The sequence below is a fragment of the Gammaproteobacteria bacterium genome (assembly GCA_017999615.1).
Taxonomy (GTDB): Bacteria; Pseudomonadota; Gammaproteobacteria; order JAABTG01; family JAABTG01; genus JAGNLM01.
In genome coordinates, this window is the sequence record JAGNLM010000001.1 from 229,118 (window position 1) to 251,525 (window position 22,408).

Consider the following 22,408-nt stretch of genomic DNA (forward strand, 5'->3'; position numbering starts at 1 on the left):
CCCGGGGGGGGCGACCGTGACCGACGCTCTGGAATCGTTCGAGGCGCTCAAGCGCGGAACCGTCGAGGTCCTGCTGGAGCAGGACCTGAAGAAGAAGCTCGCGACCGGCCGGCCGCTGCGGGTGAAGGCCGGATTCGACCCCACCGCCCCCGACCTGCATCTGGGGCACACCGTCCTGCTGACGAAGCTGCGCCAGTTCCAGGAGCTCGGCCACGAGGCGCTCTTCCTCATCGGCGATTTCACCGGGATGATCGGTGACCCGACGGGCAAGAGCGCCACGCGCAAGGCGCTCACGCGGGAGGAAGTCCTCGAGAACGCGAGGACCTACGAGCAGCAGATCTTCAAGGTCCTGGACCCCGAGCGCACGCTGGTGGTCTTCAACTCGAGCTGGATGGGCGAGATGAGCGCCGCGGAGTTGATTCAGCTCGCGGCCCGGCAGACCGTCGCCCGCATGCTCGAGCGCGACGATTTCGCGAAGCGCTACGGCTCCGGGCAGCCCATCGCGATCCACGAATTCCTCTACCCCCTGGTCCAGGGGTACGACTCGGTGGCCCTGCGGGCCGACGTGGAGCTCGGGGGCACGGACCAGAAGTTCAACCTCCTGGTGGGACGCCAGCTCCAGGAGGCGTACGGGCAGGAGCCCCAGGTCGTCGTCACGATGCCTCTGCTCGAGGGGTTGGACGGCGTGCAGAAGATGTCGAAGTCCCTCGGCAACTACGTCGGGATCGACGAGCCGCCGGCGGAGATGTTCGGCAAGCTGATGTCGGTCTCCGACACCCTGATGTGGCGCTACTTCGAGCTGCTCTCGCTCGACACCAGCGCCGCCGAGCAGGCGCGGCTGCGGGCCCAGGCCGAAGCCGGGGAGACGAACCCCCGCGACGTGAAGGTGCGCCTGGCGCAAGAGCTGGTGGGCCGCTATCGCGGCGCGGCCGCCGCGCGGGCGGCGCTGGAGGACTTCGAGCGGCGTTTCCGGCAGCGGGAGATCCCGGAGGAGGTGCCGGAGCGGCAGGTCGAGGCCCCCGCCGGGAAGCTCCCGATCGGCAACCTCCTGAAGGCGGCCGACCTCGCGGCGAGCACCTCGGAGGCCATGCGCATGGTCCGCCAGGGTGCGGTCCGCATCGACGGGGAGCGGGTCGAGGACCCCCACCTCGAGGTCTCCTCCGGCACGACCCACGTCTACCAGGTCGGCAAGCGCAAATTCGCCCGGGTGTCGGTGGTCGCCTGACGGGCTTCAACCCCCCGGCCCGGTTGCCTTGACACCCCGGAAAGGCCGGTGCTACGGTCCGGGCCAGTTGCACGCCCCGTTGCGTGCGGCGCCCGGTTACCGGTCCGGCCCCGACTACCCCCATGAGAAGAGCGCGCGTTGCATGGCTGGCCGTCCCGACCCTCGCTCTCGGGCTCCTCGGCGCGTGCTCCCACGTGCCCCCCATCCAGGAGATGTCCGACGCCCGCCAGGCCGTGCAGGCCGCGCGCGAGGCCGGCGCGGGTAGCTACGCCCGGTCGGCGCTCGACCAGGCCGAGGGCCGGCTGGTGAAGGCCGAGCGCGCGATCAAGTCCTATGACTATCCGGAGGCCCGCACCGAGGCCCTGGCGGCCCGGGAGGGAGCGAGCGCCGCCCGCCGCCTCGCCCTGTCCCTGCGCGCCGCACAGGCCTCCCTGGAGGGGGCCGACCGCGCGGGCGTCCCGGTGCCCCAGGCCCGGGCGGACCTGGAGGAGGCCCGGCGGGCCGCGGCGGGTGGCCGCGCAACCGAGGCGACCGAGCTGGCCGAGCGGGCACGGACGGCGGCCGAGGCTGACCTCAACCAGCACTATCTGGACAGTGCCCGGGACCTGCTTGCCGGGCTCGAGAAGCGGGTCTCGGCGATGTCGCCCGAGGACCTCGAGCGCTACTCCGCGGCACGTGCGGCCTACCACGGCAACGAAGGCCGCCGGGCCTACGAATCGGCGCGCGCGCTGGACGCCAGTGTTCCGCCGCTGCGGGGCAGCCGGCGCAAGGGCAGCCCAGCGCGGTAGGCGCCAGCCTCCGGCCGGGCCCCTGACCGCGCCCCCGCGGACCCTCAGCCCGTTCGGGCGCCGGCCAGGCGCTCGCGAAGGAAGGCGGCCACACCGGCCAGGGGGACCTGGGTGCTGTCCTGGTCCCGCCGGCCCTTGTACTCCACCGTCCCCGCGTCGAGCCCCCGCTCGCCCACCACCAGCCGGTGGGGGACACCGATGAGATCCATGTCCGCGAACATGACGCCGGCGCGCACCGGGCGGTCGTCGAAGAGCACCTCGACGCCGGCGGCCTGCAACTCGGCGTAGAGGCGCTCCGCAGCCTCGGCGACGCGCATGGACTTCTGCATGTTCATGGGTAGGAGTGCCACCGCGTAGGGGGCGATGGCCTCCGGCCAGACGATCCCGTTGTCGTCGTGGTTCTGCTCGATGGCCGCGGCGACCACGCGGGACACCCCGATCCCGTAGCAGCCCATGATGAGGGTGACCGGCCGGCCTTCCTCGTCGAGGGCCTCGGCCTTCATCGCCTCGCTGTACTTCGTGCCGAGCTGGAAGATGTGCCCGACCTCGATACCCCGCGCGATGGAGAGCGTGCCGCGCCCGTCCGGGCTCGGGTCGCCGGGGACGACGTTGCGCAGGTCTGCGGTCGCGGGCTCGGGAAGGTCCCGGCCCCAGTTCACGCCCACGAGGTGCTGGCCGTCCGCGTTCGCCCCGCACACGAAGTCGCTCACGGCGGCGGCCGCGTGGTCCACGACCAGGGCGACCGGCAGCGCGATCGGCCCGATCGACCCCACCTCGCAGCCCACCACCTCCCGCACCCGCTCCGCGGCCGCGAAGGTGAGGGGGCGCGCCACCTCGGGGAGCTTCGCGGCCTTCACCTCGTTCAGGGCGTGGTCGCCCCGCAGGACCAGGGCGACGAGCCCGCCGTCGGCGCCGTCCACGATCAGCGTCTTCAGCGTGCGCGAGGGCGGTACGCCGAGGAACGCGCTCACCTCGTCGATGGTGCGCTGGGCCGGGGTCTCCACGACGGCCATGGGCCGGGTGGGCTCCGGACGCGGCCCGCCGGCAGGAAGGGCCTCGGCCAGCTCCACGTTGGCTGCGTAGTCACTCCCGTCGGAGAAGGCGATGGCGTCCTCCCCGGAGTCGGCCAGCACGTGGAACTCGTGGGAGAGGTTGCCGCCGATCGCCCCGGTGTCCGCCCGCACCGGGCGGAATTCCAGGCCGATACGCCGGAAGATCCGCGAATAGGCCTCGTACATCACCCGGTAGGTCTCGTCGAGCGAGGCCTGATCCAGGTGGAAGGAGTAGGCGTCCTTCATCAGGAACTCCCGGGCCCGCATGACGCCGAAACGCGGCCGGACCTCGTCCCGGAATTTCGTCTGGATCTGGTAGAAGTTCGCCGGCAGCTGCTTGTAGCTGCGCACCTCGCGGCGGACGAGGTCGGTGATGACCTCTTCGTGGGTCGGACCGAAGCAGAACTCCCGCTCGTGGCGGTCCTTCAGGCGCAGGAGCTCGGAGCCGTAGAAGTCCCAGCGCTTCGACTCCTGCCAGAGCTCGGCGGGCTGCACCGCGGGCATCAGCACCTCCTGGGCGCCGGCGCGGTCCATCTCCTCGCGCACCACCGCCTCGACCTTGCGCAGCACGCGAAGCCCGAGCGGCAGCCAGGTGTAGAGGCCGGCCGCGAGCTTGCGGATCATCCCCGCCCGGATCATCAACTGGTGGCTGACGACCTCGGCGTCCGCCGGGGTCTCCTTGACGGTGGCGAGCAACAGTCGGCTGGCGCGCATGGCTAGGGTCTCTCCCGTTCGAGGACCCGCGAGTCTACCGGAAAAGCGGGGGGTCTGGCGTCCACGGCCCCGGGACGCCCGGGGGGCGCTCGTGGAGGCGTTCCAGCGAGGGGAGCCGCGCGGGCGCGCGGCGCAGGCGGGCTACGGCGACGGGCCGCAGTACTGCTGGACCTGGCGCCGCGTCTCCTCGAGCCGCGCCTGCTTCTGGTCGTCGTCCAGGCGCACGTCGTTGCCCTGGGCATCCTTGGACCAGACGCGCTGGGCGGTCTCGAGCACGCGCAGGTTCTCCCGGGCGACGCGGCAGTTCTCGGCCTGCTGCCGTTCCTGCTCGGCCTTGCGGTCGGCCGAGGGCTGGGTGGGCACGCCGGGCGGGGCGGAGGCGCCCCCGAGGCCGGAGCGCTCGCGCAGGCGCTTCAGTTCCTCGCTCGCCTGGTTCTGGCTCGCGGGGGCGTAGTACAGGGGAACGGGCTCGGCGTGCACGCCCGCGGGGACGCGCTCCGAGTACTGCACGGTCCCCGCGCTGTCCACCCAACGGTAGACCTGGGCCGCCGCCGTGAGGGCGGGTGCCGTGGCCGCGACCGTGAGCACGAGGACGCGCCCGATTCCTTTCATCAGTCCTGCCCCGTGGATCCTGTGGCAATTATAGCCCCCGGCGCACGCCCGATCATCCCCGGCCGCGGTCTCCGTTCCGGCAGCGCGAAGATCGTCACAATCGCGGACCGGGACTGTGCGGGCCGACACGCACGGGAGCCCTCGGGTTGCGGAGAAGGCCCTGACGGGGCGGGAAAAGCCGCGCACGGCAGGGGGCTTGCGTGGCGCCGGCCGCGCGGCTTACCCTCCCGAGGACGTATTAGCTTTGCCTGATTGTCGCCCCGAGGGCTTGCGGGCGGCCGTGGCGTTGTTCCCCATCCGGAGGCGAACCGTGGAGCTCAGTGGCGGGCAGATCATCGTGCAATTCCTCAAGGACGAGGGCGTGGAATGCATCTTCGGGTACCCCGGGGGGGCCGTACTGCACATCTACGACGAGATCTACAAGCAGGACGCCGTCAAGCACGTGCTGGTCCGTCACGAGCAGGGCGCGACGCACGCCGCCGACGGGTACGCGCGCGCGACCGGGCGCACGGGCGTGGCCCTCGTCACCTCCGGTCCGGGCTCCACGAACGCCGTCACCGGCATCGCCACGGCCTTCATGGACTCGATTCCGCTGGTGGTCCTGACCGGTCAGGTGCCGACGCCCTGGATCGGCAGCGACGCCTTCCAGGAGGTCGACACGGTCGGCATCACGCGGCCGTGCGTGAAGCACAACTTCCTCGTGAAGGACGTGCGGGACCTCGCCGAGACGCTGAAGCGCGCCTTCTACCTGGCCTCCACGGGACGGCCGGGGCCGGTGGTCGTGGACATCCCCAAGGACGTCACGGACCCGCGGGTCAAGGTGCCCTACGTGTACCCGAGGAAGGTCCACGTGCGCTCCTACAATCCCACCGTCAAGGGCCACAGCAAGCAGATCAAGCGGGCGACGGACCTCCTCCTCGGCGCCAAGCGTCCCATGATCTACAGCGGGGGTGGCGTCGTCCTCGGCAACGGGTCGGGCGAACTCACCGAGCTGACCCGCCTGCTCGGCTACCCGATCACGAACACGCTGATGGGTCTCGGGGCCTACCCGGGCACGGACCGGCAGTTCCTCGGAATGCTCGGCATGCACGGCACCTACGAAGCCAACATGGCAATGCACGAGTGCGACGTCCTGCTCGCCGTGGGGGCGCGGTTCGACGATCGCGTGACGGGGAGCACCGAGCAGTTCTGCCCCCACGCCCAGATCATCCACGTGGACGTGGACCCGTCCTCGATTGCGAAGAACGTGCGGGTGGACGTGCCCATCGTCGGCACGGTGCAGCACGTGCTGCGCGAGATGATCGACCTGGTGAAGGGAGGCGAGGTGCGCCCCGACGCGAGGGCGCTGGCCGAGTGGTGGGAGCGGATCGAGAAGTGGCGCGCCCTGCGCTGCCTCGAGTACACGCCCTCCCTCGACCGCATCAAGCCGCAGTCCGTGGTGGAGACCCTCTACCGGGTCACGGGGGGCGGCGCCTACGTCACCTCGGACGTGGGGCAGCACCAGATGTGGGTCGCGCAGTATTATAAGTTCGACAAGCCGCGGCGCTGGATCAATTCGGGGGGGCTCGGGACCATGGGGTTCGGCCTGCCGGCCGCCATCGGGGTGAAGCTGGCGTTCCCCGACGCGCCGGTCGTCTGCGTCACGGGCGACGCGAGCATCCAGATGTGCATCCAGGAACTGTCCACGGCCTTCCAGTACAAGTTGCCCCTGAAGATCGTGAACCTGAACAACCGTTACATGGGCATGGTCCGCCAGTGGCAGGAATTCTTTTACGAGAGCCGGTACTCGCACACCTACCTGGAGGCGCTGCCGGATTTCGTGAAGCTCGCGGAGGCCTACGGGCACGTCGGGGTCCGGGTCGACCGCCCGGACCGGGTCGAGCCGGCCCTCCGTGAGGCCATGGCCAGCGACCGGCTGGTGTTCCTCGACGTCATGACGGACCCCACCGAGAACGTGTACCCAATGATCGAAGCGGGCAAGGGCCAGGACCAGATGCGGCTCCCGCCCCACCTTTCCGCCGAGCGGGAGCTCGCCTGACATGCGACACATCATTTCGATCCTGGTGGAGAACGAGTCCGGCGCCCTGTCGCGGATCGCGGGGCTGTTCTCCGCGCGCGGTTACAACATCGAATCGCTCACGGTCGCGCCGACCGAAGACCCTTCCCTGTCCCGCATGACGCTCGTCACCCGGGGCAGTGACGAGATCGTGGAGCAGATCACCAAGCAGTTGAACAAGCTGGTGGACGTCGTCAAGCTCGCGGACCTGACCGAGGGGCCGCACCTGGAGCGCGAGCTGATGCTGCTCAAGGCCCGTGCGGTCGACGTCGAGCGCGACGAATTGAAGCGGCTGGCGGACATCTTTCGCGGGCGCATCGTCGACGTGACGGACGCGACCTACACCATCGAATTGACTGGCTCGAGCGACAAGCTCGACGCCTTCATCGCCGCGGTCGGACCGAAACACATCGTGGAGGTCGTACGTTCCGGGGTGTCTGGGATCGCCAGGGGCGAGCGGTGCCTGCGTGCGTGACGGAAGGCTTTCGAACCGTGGCGGAGTGAACTTTTTAAGGGGACAGCTATGAAGATCTATTACGATAAGGATGCCGACCTGTCGATCATCCGCGGCAAGAAGGTGGCGATCATCGGGTACGGCTCCCAGGGCCACGCACACGCCAACAATCTGAAGGATTCGGGTGTCGACGTGGTGGTGAGCGAGCGTGCCGGCTCGGCCGCGGAGGCCAAGGCGCGCAACGCGGGTTTTGCGGTGAAGCCGGTTCCCGAGGCGGTCGCGGGCGCGGACGTCGTGATGATCCTGGTGCCCGACGAGTTCCAGGCGAAGGTGTACCGCGAGGAGATCGGCCCGCACCTGAAGAAGGGCGCGGCGCTCGCGTTCGCGCACGGGTTCAACATCCACTTCCAGCAGATCGATCCGCCCGCCGACGTGGACGTCATCATGATCGCGCCGAAGGGCCCCGGCCACCTGGTGCGCTCCACCTACACCGAGGGCGGCGGCGTGCCCTCGCTCATCGCGGTCTATCAGGACGCGAGCGGCAAGGCGCGGGACATCGCCCTTTCCTACGCCTCGGCGAACGGCGCCGGGCGGGCAGGGGTCATCGAGACGACCTTCCGCGAGGAGTGCGAGACGGACCTGTTCGGTGAGCAGGTCGTGCTCTGCGGCGGGTTGACCGCCCTCATCCAGGCGGGCTTCGAGACGCTGGTCGACGCGGGTTATGCCCCCGAGATGGCCTACTTCGAGTGCGTGCACGAGGTGAAGCTGATCGTGGACCTGATCTACGAGGGCGGCATCGCCAACATGCGGTACTCGGTCTCGAACACCGCCGAGTACGGTGACCTGACGCGCGGCCCGCGCATCGTGACCGACGAGACGCGGGCGGAGATGCGCAAGATCCTGCAGGAGATCCAGACGGGGCAGTTCGCCCGCGAGTTCATCCTCGAGAACCAGGCGGGCGCGGCGAGCCTGAAGGCGATGCGCCGTCTCACGCAGGCCCACCCGGTGGAAGAGGTCGGCGCCAAGCTGCGGGACATGATGCCCTGGATCAAGGCCCACAAGCTGGTGGACCGCAGCAGGAACTGAGGCGGCGAGCGGACCGTGGCCCCAGGGGCCACGGAGCACGCCGGGGGTGAGCGGGGTCCGGATTTCCTGATACCCTCTTCCTGGTGTACTCCGTGCCCTCCGGGGCGCACCCAGCCTTCCAGGCGAAAGAGCAGGGGCCTCAGCGTTGGACAGCCACCCCATCGTCCCGCAGGACCGGCGCCGGCGCGGGATCTACCTGTTGCCGAACCTGTTCACCACCGCAGCCCTGTTCGCGGGCTTCTACGCAGTCGTGGCCGCGATGGGGGAGCGATTCGAGGCCGCCGCGGTGGCGGTCTTCGTGGCCATGCTGCTCGACGGCCTCGACGGCCGGGTGGCCCGTCTCACCCACACCCAGACGGCCTTCGGCACCGAGTACGACAGCCTCTCGGACATGGTGTCCTTCGGGGTCGCCCCGGCGCTGGTGGCCTACGAGTGGTCGCTGCAGTCCCTCGGCAAGCTCGGCTGGCTCGCCGCGTTCGTGTACACGGTCGGCGCCGCGCTCCGGCTCGCCCGCTTCAACACCCAGGTGGGGGTCGCCGACAAGCGCTACTTCCAGGGCCTGCCGAGCCCGTCGGCAGCGGCCATCGTCGCGGGCCTGGTCTGGTTCGCGACCGACCGGGAGCTCTCGGGCGAGACGCTGCGTTACGCGACCTGGGTGCTCACCGTGCTGTCCGGCGTCCTGATGGTGAGCAAGCTGCGCTATTACAGCTTCAAGGGCGGACTGGATTTGAAGGGCTTCAAGGGCGGGCTGGACCTGAAGGAGCGGGTCCCCTTCGTGGGCGTGCTCCTCGCCGTCCTCGGTTTCGTGCTCGTCTCCATCCACCCGTCCCACGTCCTCTTCGGCCTGTTCCTGGCCTACGCCGTGTCCGGGCCCGCGGTGACGGTGGTGCAGCGCCGGCGCCGGCGTGCGGCCCGCAAGGTGCAGGCTCCGGCGAGGCCGGAGGAGGAAGGGCCTCCCGAGCTTGGCAAGCCGGGCGGGCCATAGTATCGTTCGCAGCGTACGTGGGTCTCGATGCGGTGCGGGGAGATGATTCGGAGCCAGCCAGGCACGGTCTGCGCGGCACCGGTACGCCGGTGCGGCGTCCTTGCGAGCGCCCAGGCCTGCGTCACCGCCCTCGTCCTGCTGTCGCTGCGACTGCGGCTGCCCTGACGGCAGCGCACGCACACTCCCCTCGGCCCTTCGGGGGCCGCAAAATTCCAGGATTCAAGATGCCGCCGGCTCGGGCCGACGGAGAGATGCCATGCCGGCGCCGCCGGGCGGCGCGGCACCGACGGAGCAGACCCCATGCGTGACAGACTGATCATCTTCGATACCACCCTCCGGGACGGCGAGCAGAGCCCCGGGGCCTCCATGACCCGCGACGAGAAGGTCCGCATCGCCAAGGCGCTGGAGCGCATGCGGGTGGACGTGATCGAGGCGGGATTCCCGATGGCGAGCGTCGGCGACTTCGAGGCCGTGCAGGCGGTGGCCCGGGCGGTCCGGGACTGCGGCGTCTGCGGGTTGGCCCGGGCGCTCGACCGGGACATCGACCGGGCGGCGGAGGCCCTGCGCGAGGCGGCGGCGCCGCGCATCCACACCTTCATCGCCACCTCTCCGATCCACATGGAGCGCAAGCTGCGCATGACGCCGGACCAGGTGCTCGCTCAGGCGGTGCAGGCGGTCAAGCGCGCGCGGCAGTACACGGACGACGTGGAGTTCTCGCCCGAGGACGCCGGGCGGTCGGAGACCGACTTCCTCTGCCGGGTGATCGAGGCCGTCATCGACGCCGGTGCGCGGACCGTGAACATCCCGGACACGGTGGGTTACAACACCCCGGATCGGTTCGGCGCGCTCATCCGCGAGCTGCGCTCCCGGGTGCCGAACGCGGACCGGGCGGTGTTCTCGGTCCACTGCCACAACGACCTCGGCCTTGCCGTCGCCAACAGCCTCTCGGCGGTCGCGAACGGGGCGCGTCAGGTGGAGTGCACCGTCAACGGCCTGGGAGAGCGGGCGGGCAACGCCGCGCTCGAGGAGGTGGTGATGGCCGTGCGCACGCGCCAGGACCTCTTCCCGCTGGACGTGCGCCTGGATACCACGCAGATCGTGCACTGCTCGCGCCTGGTCTCGAACATCACCGGTTTTCCGGTGCAGCCGAACAAGGCCATCGTGGGCGCCAATGCCTTCGCCCACGAGTCCGGCATCCACCAGGACGGCGTGCTGAAGCACCGGGAGACCTACGAGATCATGCGGGCGGAGGACGTGGGCTGGTCCGCGAACCGCATGGTGCTCGGCAAGCACTCGGGCCGCAGCGCCTTCAAGGCGCGGCTCAAGGAGCTCGGCGTCGTGTTCGCGAGCGACGCCGAATTGAACGCGGCCTTCGAGCGCTTCAAGGAGCTGGCCGACAAGAAGCACGAGATCTACGACGAGGACCTCCAGGCGCTGGTGACCAACAGCGGCACCGAGTCCGAGCACGAGCGTTTCCGGCTCGTGGGGCTCAAGGTCGTGTCGGAGACGGGGCGCTCGCCCCACGCCGACATCACGCTGCTGGTCGACGGCCAGGAGGTGCAGGCGCGCTCGGACGGCGGCGGTCCGGTGGACGCATCTTTCAAGGCGATCGACGGGGTGCTCCACAGCGGCTCGACGCTGCAGCTCTATTCGGTCAACAATATCACCAGCGGCACCGACGCCCAGGGCGAGGTCACCGTGCGGGTCGAGCGGGGCGGGCGGATCGTGAACGGCCAGGGGGCGGACACCGACATCGTGGTCGCCTCGGTGAAGGCCTATCTGCACGCCCTGAACAAGATCATGGCCCCGGCCGAGCGTACCCACCCGCAGTTGTAGGGGCCGCACGGTCGTGGACGAGCGGCGGAGGGAGTATCTGAGGCTGCTCGGCGTGCAGGCGCTGGAGCCGCGGGGCGACGGTCCGCTCGCGCGGTCTCCGGCGCCGTCCCCGGCCGGGGGCCCGGCTGGGGGCCCCGCCCCGGGGCCCTGCGCGGGCGACGACTGGGAGGCGCTCGCCCGCAGGGTCCGCGCGTGCACGGCCTGCGACCTCGCGGCGACCCGCAACCAGACGGTCTTCGGGGCCGGGGACCCGGGCGCGCGGTGGATGTTGGTCGGCGAGGCCCCGGGCGCCGAGGAGGACCGCCAGGGGCTGCCGTTCGTGGGGCGGGCGGGCCAGTTGCTCACCTCCATGGTGCGGGCGGTGGGGTGGTCCCGGGACCAGGTCTTCATCGCCAACATCCTGAAGTGCCGCCCCCCGAACAACCGGGACCCCCGGCCCGAGGAGGTGGCACACTGCGAGGGGTATCTGCACCGGCAGGTCGCCCTGCTGCGCCCTGCGGTGATCCTGTGCCTCGGGCGCATCGCCGCCCAGAACCTGCTCAAGGTGGAGGCCCCGCTAAAGGCGCTGCGGGGGCGCACGCACTCCTACGGTCCGGCGGGCACGCCGTTGGTGGTCACCTTCCACCCGGCCTATCTGTTGCGCAACCCCGCGGACAAGCGCCGCGCCTGGGAAGACCTGCGACTGGTGCTGCGGCTGCTCGAGGAGGCGGGTGAGCGGGCGAGCGGGTGAGCCGCGCGCGGGCCTGCGCCCCATGCGCGAGGCGGACCTGGAGACGGTCCTCGCCATCGAGCGGGCAGCCTACTCGCATCCCTGGACCCGGGGGATCTTCGAGGACTGTCTGCGGGTCGGCTACAGCTGCTGGGTGCTCGAGGAGGGCAGGGAGCTGGTCGGCTACGGGGTGATGATGATGGCGGTCGGCGAGGCCCACATCCTGAACGTGTGCGTCAGCCCGGGGCACCAGCGCCGGGGGTACGGGGCGCGCCTGCTGGCGCACCTGGTGGCGCTCTCCCGCCGGCACCACGCGGACACCGCGCTGCTCGAGGTCCGCCCGTCCAACCGGCCCGCGCTCGCGCTCTACCGCAAGGCCGGTTTCAACGAGGTCGGCATGCGCCGGGGCTACTACCCCGCCGCCAACGGCCGCGAGGACGCGCTGATCCTGGCCCTGCACCTGGGCCCCGACGACTGGCACCCATTCACCGAGGGCCCCGAGGGCCGCGAGTCATGACCACCCGGTCGACCATCGAATCCTTCGTCGGCAACACCCCCCTCGTGCGCCTGCAGAGGCTCGGGGCGGGGAGCGGCAACCAGCTCCTGGCGAAGGTCGAGGGCAACAACCCGGCGGGCTCGGTGAAGGACCGCCCGGCGCTCTCCATGGTCCTCCGCGCCGAGCAGCGCGGCCGGCTCCGCCCCGGGGACACCCTGATCGAGGCCACCAGCGGCAACACGGGCATCGCACTCGCGATGGTCGCCGCGACCCGGGGCTACCGAATGCTCGTGGTGATGCCGGAGAACATGAGCGAGGAGCGCCGGGCGGTGATGCGGGCCTTCGGCGCCGAGCTCGTCCTTACGCCCGCCGCCGGCGGGATGGAGCAGGCGATCGACACCGCGCGCGCCCTCGAGGCGGCGGGGGAGGGTCTCGTCCTGGACCAGTTCTCCAACCCCGACAACCCCCGCGCCCACTACGAGAGCACCGGCCCCGAGATCTGGCGGGACACCGGTGGCGGCGTCACGCACTTCGTGAGCACGATGGGCTCCACGGGCACGATCATGGGGACCTCGCGTTACCTGAAGGAGCGCAGCCCCGCCGTCCAGGTCATCGGCGTCCAGCCGGCCGCGGGGGCCCAGATCCCCGGGATCCGGCGCTGGCCCGAGGCCTACCTGCCGGCGATCTACGAGCCCTCCCGGGTGGACCGGGTGATGGACGTCGGGCAGAGGGAGGCGGAGGAGACGACCCGGCTCCTCGCCGCCCGCGAAGGCATCTTCGCCGGCGTGTCCTCGGGGGGGGCGGTGGCGGCGGCGCTGCGCCTCGGGACCGAGGTCGAGGGGGCGGTCATCGTCTGCGTGGTCTGCGACCGCGGCGACCGCTACCTTTCCACCGGAGTGTTCCCAGCGGGCTGAGTCCGCGGGCTGAGACTGAGACCTTGCCATGAACGTTCTCGCCTTCGACATCGAGACCGTGCCAGACGTGGACGCCGGGCGCCGGCTCTACGGGCTCGAGGGGCTCCCGGACGATCAGGTGGGGCGGGCGATGTTCCACCTGCGCCACCAGGAGTCGGGGAGCGATTTCCTGCGCCACCCCCTGCACCGGGTGGTGGCCATCTCGGTGGCCCTGCGGGACCGTGACCGTTTCCGGCTCTGGTCGCTCGGCGACCTCGAGTCTCCCGAGCGCGACCTCGTGCATCGCTTCTTCGACGGCATCGAGCGCTACACGCCCACGCTGGTCTCCTGGAACGGGCTCGGCTTCGACCTGCCGGTCCTGCACTACCGCTCCCTGCTCCACGGGGTCGCCGCCCCGCGTTACTGGGAGACGGGTGAGGAGGACCCCGGCTTTCGCTGGAACAACTACCTCAGCCGCTTCCACCAGCGGCACACCGACCTGATGGACGTCCTCTCGGCCTACCAGGGCAGGGCCGCGGCGCCCCTCGAGGTGGTGGCGACCCTGCTGGGGCTGCCCGGGAAGATGGGGCAGAGCGGGGCCCAGGTCTGGGACCGCTACCTCGCCGGAGACCTCGCGGGGATCCGGGACTACTGCGAGCTCGACGTCCTCAACACCTACCTCGTCTACCTGCGCCTCGAGTTGGTGCGCGGGCGCCTCGACCCCCAGGGCCACGCCCGCGAGTGCCAGCTCGTGCGCGACACCCTGGCCGGGGACGAGCGCCCGCACCTGCAGGCCTTGCTGCGCGCGTGGCCGGCGTGACGCGGGCGCGAGGGGCAACCGCGGCCCCCGTGAAGGCCCGCATCGGTGACCTGACCCACGAGGGGCACGGCATCGCCCGCGTCGACGGCAAGGTCGTGTTCGTCGACGGCGCGCTCCCCGGGGAGGAGGTGCTCCTGCGCGTCACCCGACACCGGGGCCGGTTCGACGAGGGCGAGGTGGTGGAGGTCCTCGACCCGTCCCCCGACCGGGTGGTCCCCCGCTGCCCCCACTTCGGGGTCTGCGGGGGCTGCACGCTGCAGCACCTGGCGCCTGCCGCCCAGGTGCGCTTCAAGCAGGACCGGCTGATCCAGGGCCTCACCCACATCGGCTCGGTGGAGCCCGAGGAGGTCCTGGCGCCCCTCACCGGTCCGGTCTGGGGCTACCGGCGCAAGGCGAGGCTGAGCGTCCGGTACCTGCGGGGGCCGGGGCGTCTGCTCCTGGGGTTCCGGGAGCGGCGCAGCCAGCGCCTGGTGGAGCTGACCCGCTGCGAGGTCCTGGCGGCGCCCCTCCCCGGGGTGCTCGACCCCCTGCGGGGTGCGCTCGGGGCGCTCGCCGCCCCGCACACGGTCCCCCAGGTGGAGGTGGGCGTGGGCGACGAAGACGCCGCCGTGGTGGTCCGCCACCTCCAGCCCCTCGGCCCCGGGGACCTCGACGTCCTGCGGTCCCTGGGCCAGGAGACCGGGCTGCAGGTCCTCGCCCAGCCCGGCGGGCCCGACAGCGTCCGGCCCGTCTGGCCCGCCGACCCTCGCCCCCTCGCCTACGGGCTGCCGGAGTGGGGCCTCACCCTGCGCTTCCAGCCGACCGACTTCACCCAGGTGAACGCCGGGATCAACGCCGCCATGGTCCGGCTCGCCCTCGACCTGCTCGGGGTGGGGCCGGGCGACCGTGTCCTCGATCTCTTCTGCGGCCTCGGAAACTTCTCCCTCCCGCTCGCCCGGGTGAGCGGCCGCGTGGTGGGGGTCGAGGGCGACCCCACGCTGGCGGCGCGGGCGCGCGAGAACGCCGCGAGGAACGGCCTGGAGAACGTGGAATTCCACGCTGCGGACCTGACCCGGCCCCTCGCGGGCCAGGCCTGGCTCACCCCCTCGCCCGACGCACTGCTCCTGGACCCCCCGCGCAGCGGGGCCCTGGAGGTCATCCAGGGTCTTGGCCCGCAGTTGCCCGCGCGTCTCGTGTACGTGTCTTGCAACCCCGAGACGCTGGCCCGGGACGCCGGGGAACTGGTGCGCCGGCACGGCTACCGTCTCGCCCGGGCGGGCGTGATGGACATGTTTCCCCACACCGCCCACGTGGAGTCGATCGCGCTCTTCGAGCGCTGAAGTGCGGAGTCGCAGCGCCCGCCGGGGCGCTCAACGCCGGCGCCGCCCCGGTGCCGGCCGCGCGGGGCCCGCGCCCCCCGGACCCCGGGTGCCCTCGGGCCGCTGTCCGGTCCCGGGCGGCTGCCAGGAGGGGACCAGCTGGTGGCGGCCGTTGCCGATCAAGTCCGCCCGCCCCATCCGGCGCAGGGCCTCGCGCAGGAGCGGCCAGTTCTCGGCGTCGTGGTAGCGCAGGAAGGCCTTGTGCAGGCGGCGCACGCGTCCGCCGCGGGGGACGTGCACCTCGGCGGATCCCGCGTCCACCCGGTGCAGGGGGTTCTTGCCCGAGTGGTACATCGCCGTCGCCAGCGCCATGGGGGAGGGCAGGAAGGCCTGGACCTGGTCCGCGCGCAGGCCGTTGCGCTTCATCCAGAGGCTGAGCTCCAGCATGTCCTCGTCGGTGGTCCCCGGGTGCGCGGCGATGAAGTAGGGCACGAGGTACTGCTCCTTGCCCGCCTCCCGGGAGTAGCGCTCGAAGAGCGCCTGGAACCGCTCGAAGGCCGCGACCGGCGGTTTCATCATGTGCGCGAGGGGACCCGGGCGGACGTGCTCCGGGGCGACCTTCAGGTAGCCGCCCACGTGGTGGGTGACGAGCTCCCGTACGTACTCGGGGGACTCGAGCGCGAGGTCGTAGCGAACGCCCGAGGCGATCAGGACCTTCTTCACGCCGGGCAGCGCCCGGACCTTGCGGTAGAGCCCGACGAGCGCCCCGTGGTCGGTCCGCAGGTTGCGGCAGATGACCGGGTAGAGGCAGGAGAGCCGCCGGCACTGCGCCTCGATGCGCCGGTCCCGGCAGGCCAGGCGGTACATGTTGGCCGTGGGCCCGCCCAGGTCGGAGACGACGCCCGTGAAGCCGGGCGCCTCGTCGCGCAGCGTCTCCACCTCGCGCAGGACCGAGTCCTCGGAGCGGCTCTGGATGATTCGGCCCTCGTGCTCGGTGATGGAGCAGAAGGTGCACCCGCCGAAGCAGCCCCGCAGGATGGTCACCGAGAACCGGATCATCTCGTAGGCGGGGATGCGGGCGTCGCCGTAGGCGGGGTGAGGGCGGCGCGCGTAGGGCAGCTCGTATACCCGGTCCATCTCGCGGGTGGAGAGCGGAAGCGGCGGCGGGTTGACCCACACGTCGCGGTCGCCGTGGCGCTGCACCAGGGGCCGGGCGTTGCCGGGGTTGGACTCCAGGTGCACGAGGCGCGAGGCCTGGGCGTAGCGCACGGGGTCGCGGGCGACCTCCTCGTAGGCCGGTAGGCGGACCGCGTCGGGGTCGGCCGGGGCGCCCGCGGGGCGCACGAGGGCGGTCCCCCGCAGGTCCGTGATGGACCCGACGGGCTCCCCCGCCGCGAGACGGTGGGTGAGGGCCACCAGGGCGCGCTCGGCGTTGCCGTACAGCAGCAGGTCGGCCTTGGCATCGGGGACGATGGAGCGGCGGACCTTGTCGGACCAGTAGTCGTAGTGGGCCACGCGGCGCAGGCTCGCCTCGATCCCGCCGAGCACGATGGGCACGTCCGGGAAGGCCTGCCGGCAGCGCTGCGCGTAGACGATGACGGCCCGGTCCGGCCGGCGCCCGGCCTCGCCTCCGGGCGTGTAGGCGTCGTCGCTGCGCAGCCGCCGGTCGGCCGTGTAGCGGTTCACCATGGAGTCCATGTTGCCCGCGGTGACGCCGTAGAAGAGCCGCGGCCGGCCGAGGGCCCGGAAGGGCTCGGGCCCGTGCCAGTTTGGCTGGGCGATGACCCCGACCCGGAATCCCTGGGCCTCGAGCAGCCTCCCGATGAGGGCCATGCCGAAGCTCGGGTGGTCCACGTAGGCGTCGCCCGTCACCAGGACCACGTCGCACTCCTCCCAGCCGAGGGCGTCCATCTCCGCGCGGGACATGGGCAGGAACGGCGCGGGACCCAGGCGCTCGGCCCAGAAGCGGGGGTAGGAGAAGAGGTCACGGGTCGTGGTCAACGCAGGCGGTCCTCGCAGGCCGGAAAGGATGGGGCTGGGCCCCCGGGGCGCAGTGCGCGCGGCGGCGCCCGGGGGGGTCCCGGTCACGGCCATCATGTACCAGGGGGGCGGGGGACCTGAAGGGGGAGAGTCGAGGGTGAGAAGGGGCCGGTGCGCGGGTCCTGGGGGAGGTGGTGAAAGGCCGGCTGGCTCTGGGCTAAGCTGTCCGGCCTCGGAGGCGCCGCCACGGGGCGCGGCGGAGGGGATCCCCACGTGACCGACGCGACGCCCGATTTCGACGGTCGACTCTCGGTGGTCGTGCCGGTCAGGGACGAGCGCGAGAACGTGGCCACGCTCGTGGCCGAGATCCACGAGGCGCTCGCCGGCCTCGCCGACCTCGAGGTCCTCTACGTGGACGATGGCAGCCGGGACGGGACGGCCGAGGCCCTGGGCGAGGCGTGCGCGCGCTACCCGCGGCTGCGGGTCCTGCGGCACGCCGAGGCGTGCGGGCAGAGCGCCGCCCTCCGCTCCGGGGTGCGCGCCGCCCGCTTCCCCTGGGTCGCCACGCTCGACGGTGACGGCCAGAACGACCCCCGGGACCTGCCGGCGCTGCTCGCCCTGGTTTCCCCGGCGCGCCGCGCGCCGGGCCTCGAGCTCGTCGCCGGCAACCGGGTGACACGCCGCGACACCTGGCTGAGGCGGCTCTCCTCGCGGGTGGCCAACGGCGTGAGGTCCTGGCTGCTCGGTGACCACACCCCGGACACCGGCTGTGGGCTCAAGGTCTTCGGGCGCGACTTCTTCCTCTCCCTCCCGTACTTCGACCACGTGCACCGTTTCCTGCCCGCCCTGGCCCTGCGCGAGGGCGGCGGGGTCCTGTCCGTGCCAGTGAGCCACCGGCCCCGGGCAGCCGGGAGCTCCAAGTACGGGGTGAGCAACCGGCTCTGGGTCGGCATCGTCGACCTGCTGGGCGTCGCCTGGCTGCAGCGGCGGATGCGCCGCCCGGTCCTCGCCCGGCCCCCTGGGGGCAAAGAAGGGACCCCGGGGCCGTGAGCGAGTCGGCCCGGGCAGCGGCACTCGCCGTCGCGCTCCTCGCGCTCTACCTCGCGGCGAGCCTCGCGCGTCCCGTCCTGCCGGTCGACGAGACGCGGTACCTCGCGGTCGCCTGGGAGATGTGGCAGCGCGGGGACCTGCTGGTCCCGACCCTGAACGGCGAGCCCTACAGCCACAAGCCGCCGCTCCTCTTCTGGCTGGTCCACGCCGGGTGGGCGGCGGCCGGGGTCAGCTCCTGGTGGCCGCGGACCCTGGTCGCGCTCTTCGCCCTGGGCAGCCTGGGGCTCCTGCGCCCGCTCACCCGGGAGCTCTTCCCCGAGCGGACCGAGGCCGCGGGGTGGGCGCCCCTGGTGCTGGCCACCTCCTGGCCCTGGGCGTACTTCTCCTCGGCCATCATGTTCGACCTGGTGCTCTCGTTCTTCGTCCTGCTGGGCGCCCTCGGGCTCGTCCGGGCGTGGCGCGGAGGGGGTGCCTCGGCCTGGGCCGTCTACGCGGTCGCCCTCGGCGGGGGGCTCCTCACCAAGGGGCCCGTGGTGCTCCTGCACCTGCTGCCGGTCGCCGTGCTGGCGCCCCTCTGGGGACGGGGGGCCGGAACGCTCGGGTGGGCGTGGTACGGGAGGCTCCTCCTCGGCACCCTCGGCGGGGCGGCGGTGGCCCTCGCCTGGGCCGTTCCCGCGGGGATCGCCGGGGGCGAGGCCTACCGGGACGCCATCCTGTGGGGGCAGACCGCGGGGCGGCTGAGCGAATCCTTTGCCCACCGGGAGCCCTGGTGGTTCTATCTGGCGGCCCTGCCCGTGCTGACGCTGCCCTGGTGGGGGTGGCCGGCGCTCTGGCGTGGGGCCCGGGGCACGCCCTTCCGGGAGGCTGGGGTGCGCTTCGTCCTGGTCCAGGGCGCGTCCGCGTTGCTGGCCCTGAGCCTCGTGAGCGGGAAGCAGGAGCAGTACCTCCTGCCCGAGGTGGCGGTGCTGGCGGCGCTGGGGGGGCGGATGCTGGCCGGGCGCCGCGAGCCGGGGGGGGGCCGGCGCGGCGTCGAGGGGTTTGCCCTGACGAGCGGCGTTGCCGTCGCGGTGCTCGCGGTGGCGGCCGTGCCGGTGCTCGGGCCGGCCTTCGACCTGGGAGCGGTCTCCTCCACCCTGCGCTCCCTCGAGGCGCAGGGCGTTCCGCTCGCGAACGAGGGCAAGTACCACGGCCAGTTCCACTTCCTCGGCCGGCTGCAGCGGCCCCTGGAGGTCGTTCGAGAGGACCAGATCCCCGATTGGCTGGCCGGCCACCCCTCGGGGCGCGTGGTGGTCTACTTCCGGGGCGAGTCCTACACCGGGCCGGGCCGGGTGGAATACGTCCAGCCCTACCGGGGGCAGAACCTGGCGGTGGTGGCGGCCCCCTGAGACGGGGCCGGTTCCCCGGCGGCCGACGCCACCGGGGAACCGGGCAATGGGGGACCGTGCGGGTGGACGGCGCCCGTCAGGCGCGCCGGGCCACCTCCTCGGGCTCCGGCAGGCCGATGGGCTCCAGGGCCGGCCTCGGCGCGCTCGCCGGCTCGCGGGTGGGCAGGGCGTTGGCAAGCGAGGTCACCAGGGCCGCCGCGTAGGGCAGCGACTGGGCAAGCAGCACCACCGCCCAGAGCGTCACCTCCGCCCCTTGCGTCCCGAAGCGCAGCACCGTGCCCGCCGAGGCGAGCCACAGGGCGGCCATCGCCAGCGACTCCTCGCGGGCCATGGACAGGCCGAGCGCGAGGCCCGGCTTCTCTTCGGCCTTCGGGGTGCGCAGGAAGGGCACCTTGTTGGTCACCATGCCCTGCAGCATGGCGCGCCCGATGACGTGGGTGAGCGACATGCCGGCGATCGCCGCGCCGATGCGCTGGCTCCAATCGCAGGGAACGCGGGCGGCGTAGAGCGAGAGCGAGTGCACCAGCTTGAACACCAGCACCCCGAGCACCGGGAGCAGCACGCCCACCGGCGGGAAATCGAAGTGCTGGGGCCAGAACAGCATCGCGGCGGTCCAGGCCAGCGCGACCCCGGTGAACACGAAGTACAGGCCCTCGGCAACCCAGGGCAGCCAGCCCATGATGAAGTGGTAGCGCTGGGCTCCGTCGAGCTTGCTCTCCGCGCGGCCGGTCAGGGCGCGCCAGTGACCCTTCAGGATCTGCATCGCGCCGTACGCCCACCGGAACCGCTGCTTGCGGTAGGCGCCGAAGGAGTGCGGGGTCAGCCCGCGCCCGTAGACGTGGTTGACGTACACCGACTCGTAGCCCGACTCGAGCAGCCGCAGGCCGAGCTCCGCGTCCTCGCAGATGGTCCACTCGGCCCAGCCGCCCAGGACCTCGAGCGCGGGGCGCCGGATGAGGGTCATGGTGCCGTGCTGGATGATCGCGTTGCGCTCGTTGCGGTGGACCATGCCGAGGTGGAAGAAGCCGGCGTACTCCCAGTTGATCATCTCCTGGAAGCGCTTGCCCTCCCAGGCGCGGTGGTCCTGGGGCGCCTGCACGAAGCCCACTTCGGGGCGGTTGAAGTGCGGAACCAGGCCCTTCAGCCAGTCGCGCTCCACCACGTAGTCGCTGTCCACCACGCCGACGATCTCCGCGTCCGGGGCGGTCTCGCGCAGGGCGAAGTTGAGCGCGCCCGCCTTGAAGCCAGGCCACTTGCCGAGGCTGTAGAAGCGGAAGCGCTCACCGAGCTGGCGGCAGTGCGCCTCGACCGGCTTCCAGGTCTCGGGGTCCGGCGTGTTGTTGTCGATCACCAGGACCTCGAAGTCCGGGTAGTCGAGGGCGGCGAGGCTGTCCAGGGTCTCGATGACGAGGTCCGCCGGCTCGTTGCAGATCGCCAGGTGCAGCGAGACCTTCGGGAAGCGCTGGGTCGGCAGCGGCTGCGCCGGGAGGAACCGGCGCGCCCAGCGCCCGGTCCAGAGCATCTCGGCGAGCTCGAAGCCGTTCACCAGGACGACGGCGATCAGCACGAGCTGGGCCGCGACCAGGGCGGCCCACAGGGCGAGCCCCGCCGGACCGTAGTCCTCGCGCAACGGCATCAGCAGGTTCCAGGTGAAGAGGGCGCCGGCGCCCTGCAGGAGCGCGGTCATGAAGACGTGCCCGGTCGAGCGCAGGCGCGGCTGGCGCAGCACGAACCACAGGCCGGGCAGCAGGCCCAGGGTCACGGCGAGGGCCGCGTGGAGTCCCCAGTGCGGGTTCTCGACCACCGCGCCGGTCATCTCGAACTTGGGCAGGCGGTCCACGTCCCAGATGCCCCAGTACTTACCGACGCTGCCTTCGATGGGGCGTTTCCAGGGCTGGTCGAACGCCTCCATCACGAAGTACTCGATGCCGCGCTCGCGGGCGGTGTTGAGCCAGCTGCGCACGAACTGGGCCTGATTGACGCGGGTGGCCTCGGCGTCCCGGGTGGCGCCCGCGGTCGCACGGCTGCTGCCGCCGCTCGGCCAGCCCACCTCGCCCACGAGGATCGGCTTGCCGGGGTACTTGGCGCGCAGTTCGTCGTAACGGTGCAGCACGTAGTCGATGGCACCGTCGGCGGGCACGCCTTCCCAGTAGGGCAGGATGTGCACGGCGATGAAGTCCACCTCGCGCACCAGCTCCGGGTGCTTGAGCCAGACGTGCCACGGCTCGGCGGTGGACACCGGGAGGCCGGTCGCGTTGCGCACGACCTTCAGGTAGCGGATCAGGCGGTCCACGCTCAGGTCCGCGCGCAGCACCGACTCGTTGCCGACGATCAGGCGGTCGATGTTGCGGTAGGCCCGGGCGTTGCGGATGAGGTTGACGACCTCCTGCTCGTTGCGCTCCATGCGCTGGTCGAGCCACGCGCCCGCCGTGACGGTGAGTCCGTGTCTCGCGGCGAGCCGGGGCACCTCCTCGATACCGTCGAGGGAGGAGTACGTGCGGACCCGCTTCACCTTGCCGGCGAGCAGGGCGAGGTCACCGTCGATGTCCGCGGCGCTCGGATAGCGCTCGGCCAGAGGGTCCTGGCCCCGCTGATAGGGGCTGAACGACACGCCGTTGATGGTGCCGTGCCAGTCGGCGGCGGGCTGCGCCTGGTTCAGCCAGACCCAGGCCCCCAGGCTGACGGCCGCTGCCAGGGCGGCGACGAACAGGCGTAAGGATGTGCGCGTGACCATGGATAGGGTGCAGGGTGTTCCTGTTCTGGGGTAGTCGAGGCTTGCCCGGGCCGCCGGCACCCCTTCGGTGCGGGCGGCCCAATGACAGCAAGAGATATGCCAGAAGGGAGGGGTGCCTGGGAACCGCGCCGCGCCTGGGTCCCGGGCCGCGGCGTTCGCCCAGGTTGTCGCCGCGCGCCGACAGGCCCGGGCGACCGAGGCGGTAACTGATTGAGGGGTAAGGGATCAGCCTGTC

The 22,408-nt window shown here is 71.8% G+C and carries 18 protein-coding genes; 14 read left to right on the forward strand and 4 right to left on the reverse strand.

Going from position 1 to position 22,408, the window contains the following annotated elements:
* Positions 1–16: 16 nt before the first annotated feature.
* Positions 17–1,225: a tyrosine--tRNA ligase gene (locus tag KA217_01070; protein ID MBP7711045.1), complete on the forward strand. Its 1,209-nt coding sequence runs from the start codon at positions 17–19 to the stop codon at positions 1,223–1,225.
* A gap of 122 nt (positions 1,226–1,347) precedes the next feature.
* Positions 1,348–2,013, forward strand: a complete 666-nt coding sequence (locus KA217_01075; protein MBP7711046.1) for a DUF4398 domain-containing protein — start codon at positions 1,348–1,350, stop codon at positions 2,011–2,013.
* 44 nt (positions 2,014–2,057) lie between these two features.
* Here the strand turns inward: KA217_01075 and KA217_01080 are convergent, their stop codons facing one another.
* Both KA217_01080 and KA217_01085 read right to left on the reverse strand, forming a co-directional pair.
* Positions 2,058–3,779, reverse strand: coding sequence for a proline--tRNA ligase (locus KA217_01080; GenBank protein ID MBP7711047.1), 1,722 nt, complete (start codon positions 3,777–3,779; stop codon positions 2,058–2,060).
* Positions 3,780–3,920: 141 nt separating this feature from the next.
* Positions 3,921–4,391 (reverse strand): DUF4124 domain-containing protein, encoded by a 471-nt coding sequence (locus KA217_01085; GenBank protein ID MBP7711048.1) that lies wholly within the window; start codon positions 4,389–4,391, stop codon positions 3,921–3,923.
* A 310-nt stretch (positions 4,392–4,701) separates the two neighbouring features.
* On the opposite strand from KA217_01085, the gene KA217_01090 reads away from it, so the two are divergent.
* The 10 genes from KA217_01090 to rlmD all read left to right on the forward strand — a co-directional run bounded on the left by KA217_01090 (position 4,702) and on the right by rlmD (position 15,045).
* Positions 4,702–6,429, forward strand: coding sequence for an acetolactate synthase 3 large subunit (locus KA217_01090; GenBank protein MBP7711049.1), 1,728 nt, complete (start codon positions 4,702–4,704; stop codon positions 6,427–6,429).
* Between the two features lies 1 nt (position 6,430).
* Positions 6,431–6,922: an acetolactate synthase small subunit gene (gene ilvN / locus KA217_01095; GenBank protein MBP7711050.1), complete on the forward strand. Its 492-nt coding sequence runs from the start codon at positions 6,431–6,433 to the stop codon at positions 6,920–6,922.
* A gap of 48 nt (positions 6,923–6,970) precedes the next feature.
* Complete coding sequence (ilvC, locus tag KA217_01100; protein ID MBP7711051.1) at positions 6,971–7,987, forward strand: ketol-acid reductoisomerase; 1,017 nt, start codon at positions 6,971–6,973, stop codon at positions 7,985–7,987.
* A gap of 145 nt (positions 7,988–8,132) precedes the next feature.
* Positions 8,133–8,972 (forward strand): CDP-diacylglycerol--serine O-phosphatidyltransferase, encoded by an 840-nt coding sequence (gene pssA / locus KA217_01105; GenBank protein ID MBP7711052.1) that lies wholly within the window; start codon positions 8,133–8,135, stop codon positions 8,970–8,972.
* Between the two features lie 300 nt (positions 8,973–9,272).
* Positions 9,273–10,808, forward strand: coding sequence for a 2-isopropylmalate synthase (locus KA217_01110; GenBank protein MBP7711053.1), 1,536 nt, complete (start codon positions 9,273–9,275; stop codon positions 10,806–10,808).
* Positions 10,809–10,821: 13 nt separating this feature from the next.
* Positions 10,822–11,538 (forward strand): uracil-DNA glycosylase, encoded by a 717-nt coding sequence (locus tag KA217_01115; GenBank protein MBP7711054.1) that lies wholly within the window; start codon positions 10,822–10,824, stop codon positions 11,536–11,538.
* Positions 11,539–11,560: 22 nt separating this feature from the next.
* On the forward strand, positions 11,561–12,034 hold the full coding sequence (rimI, locus tag KA217_01120) for a ribosomal protein S18-alanine N-acetyltransferase (protein ID MBP7711055.1): 474 nt from the start codon (positions 11,561–11,563) through the stop codon (positions 12,032–12,034).
* Positions 12,031–12,927, forward strand: a complete 897-nt coding sequence (gene cysM, locus KA217_01125; GenBank protein MBP7711056.1) for a cysteine synthase CysM — start codon at positions 12,031–12,033, stop codon at positions 12,925–12,927. The genes rimI and cysM overlap by 4 nt, the downstream gene beginning before the upstream one ends.
* 28 nt (positions 12,928–12,955) lie before the next feature.
* Complete coding sequence (locus KA217_01130) at positions 12,956–13,726, forward strand: 3'-5' exonuclease (GenBank protein ID MBP7711057.1); 771 nt, start codon at positions 12,956–12,958, stop codon at positions 13,724–13,726.
* Positions 13,723–15,045 (forward strand): 23S rRNA (uracil(1939)-C(5))-methyltransferase RlmD, encoded by a 1,323-nt coding sequence (gene rlmD, locus KA217_01135; protein MBP7711058.1) that lies wholly within the window; start codon positions 13,723–13,725, stop codon positions 15,043–15,045. The genes KA217_01130 and rlmD overlap by 4 nt, the downstream gene beginning before the upstream one ends.
* Before the next feature lie 30 nt (positions 15,046–15,075).
* Here the strand turns inward: rlmD and KA217_01140 are convergent, their stop codons facing one another.
* On the reverse strand, positions 15,076–17,025 hold the full coding sequence (locus KA217_01140; GenBank protein ID MBP7711059.1) for a YgiQ family radical SAM protein: 1,950 nt from the start codon (positions 17,023–17,025) through the stop codon (positions 15,076–15,078).
* A 252-nt stretch (positions 17,026–17,277) separates the two neighbouring features.
* On the opposite strand from KA217_01140, the gene KA217_01145 reads away from it, so the two are divergent.
* Together KA217_01145 and KA217_01150 are read left to right on the forward strand one after the other, a co-directional pair.
* On the forward strand, positions 17,278–18,054 hold the full coding sequence (locus tag KA217_01145; GenBank protein ID MBP7711060.1) for a glycosyltransferase family 2 protein: 777 nt from the start codon (positions 17,278–17,280) through the stop codon (positions 18,052–18,054).
* Positions 18,051–19,439, forward strand: a complete 1,389-nt coding sequence (locus KA217_01150; GenBank protein ID MBP7711061.1) for a glycosyltransferase family 39 protein — start codon at positions 18,051–18,053, stop codon at positions 19,437–19,439. Before KA217_01145 ends, KA217_01150 begins: the two co-directional genes overlap by 4 nt.
* A 76-nt stretch (positions 19,440–19,515) precedes the next feature.
* On the opposite strand, the gene KA217_01155 is transcribed toward KA217_01150, so the two are convergent.
* Entirely contained in the window at positions 19,516–22,173 is a 2,658-nt protein-coding gene (locus KA217_01155) for a glycosyltransferase (GenBank protein ID MBP7711062.1), read from the reverse strand.
* Positions 22,174–22,408: the final 235 nt, after the last annotated feature.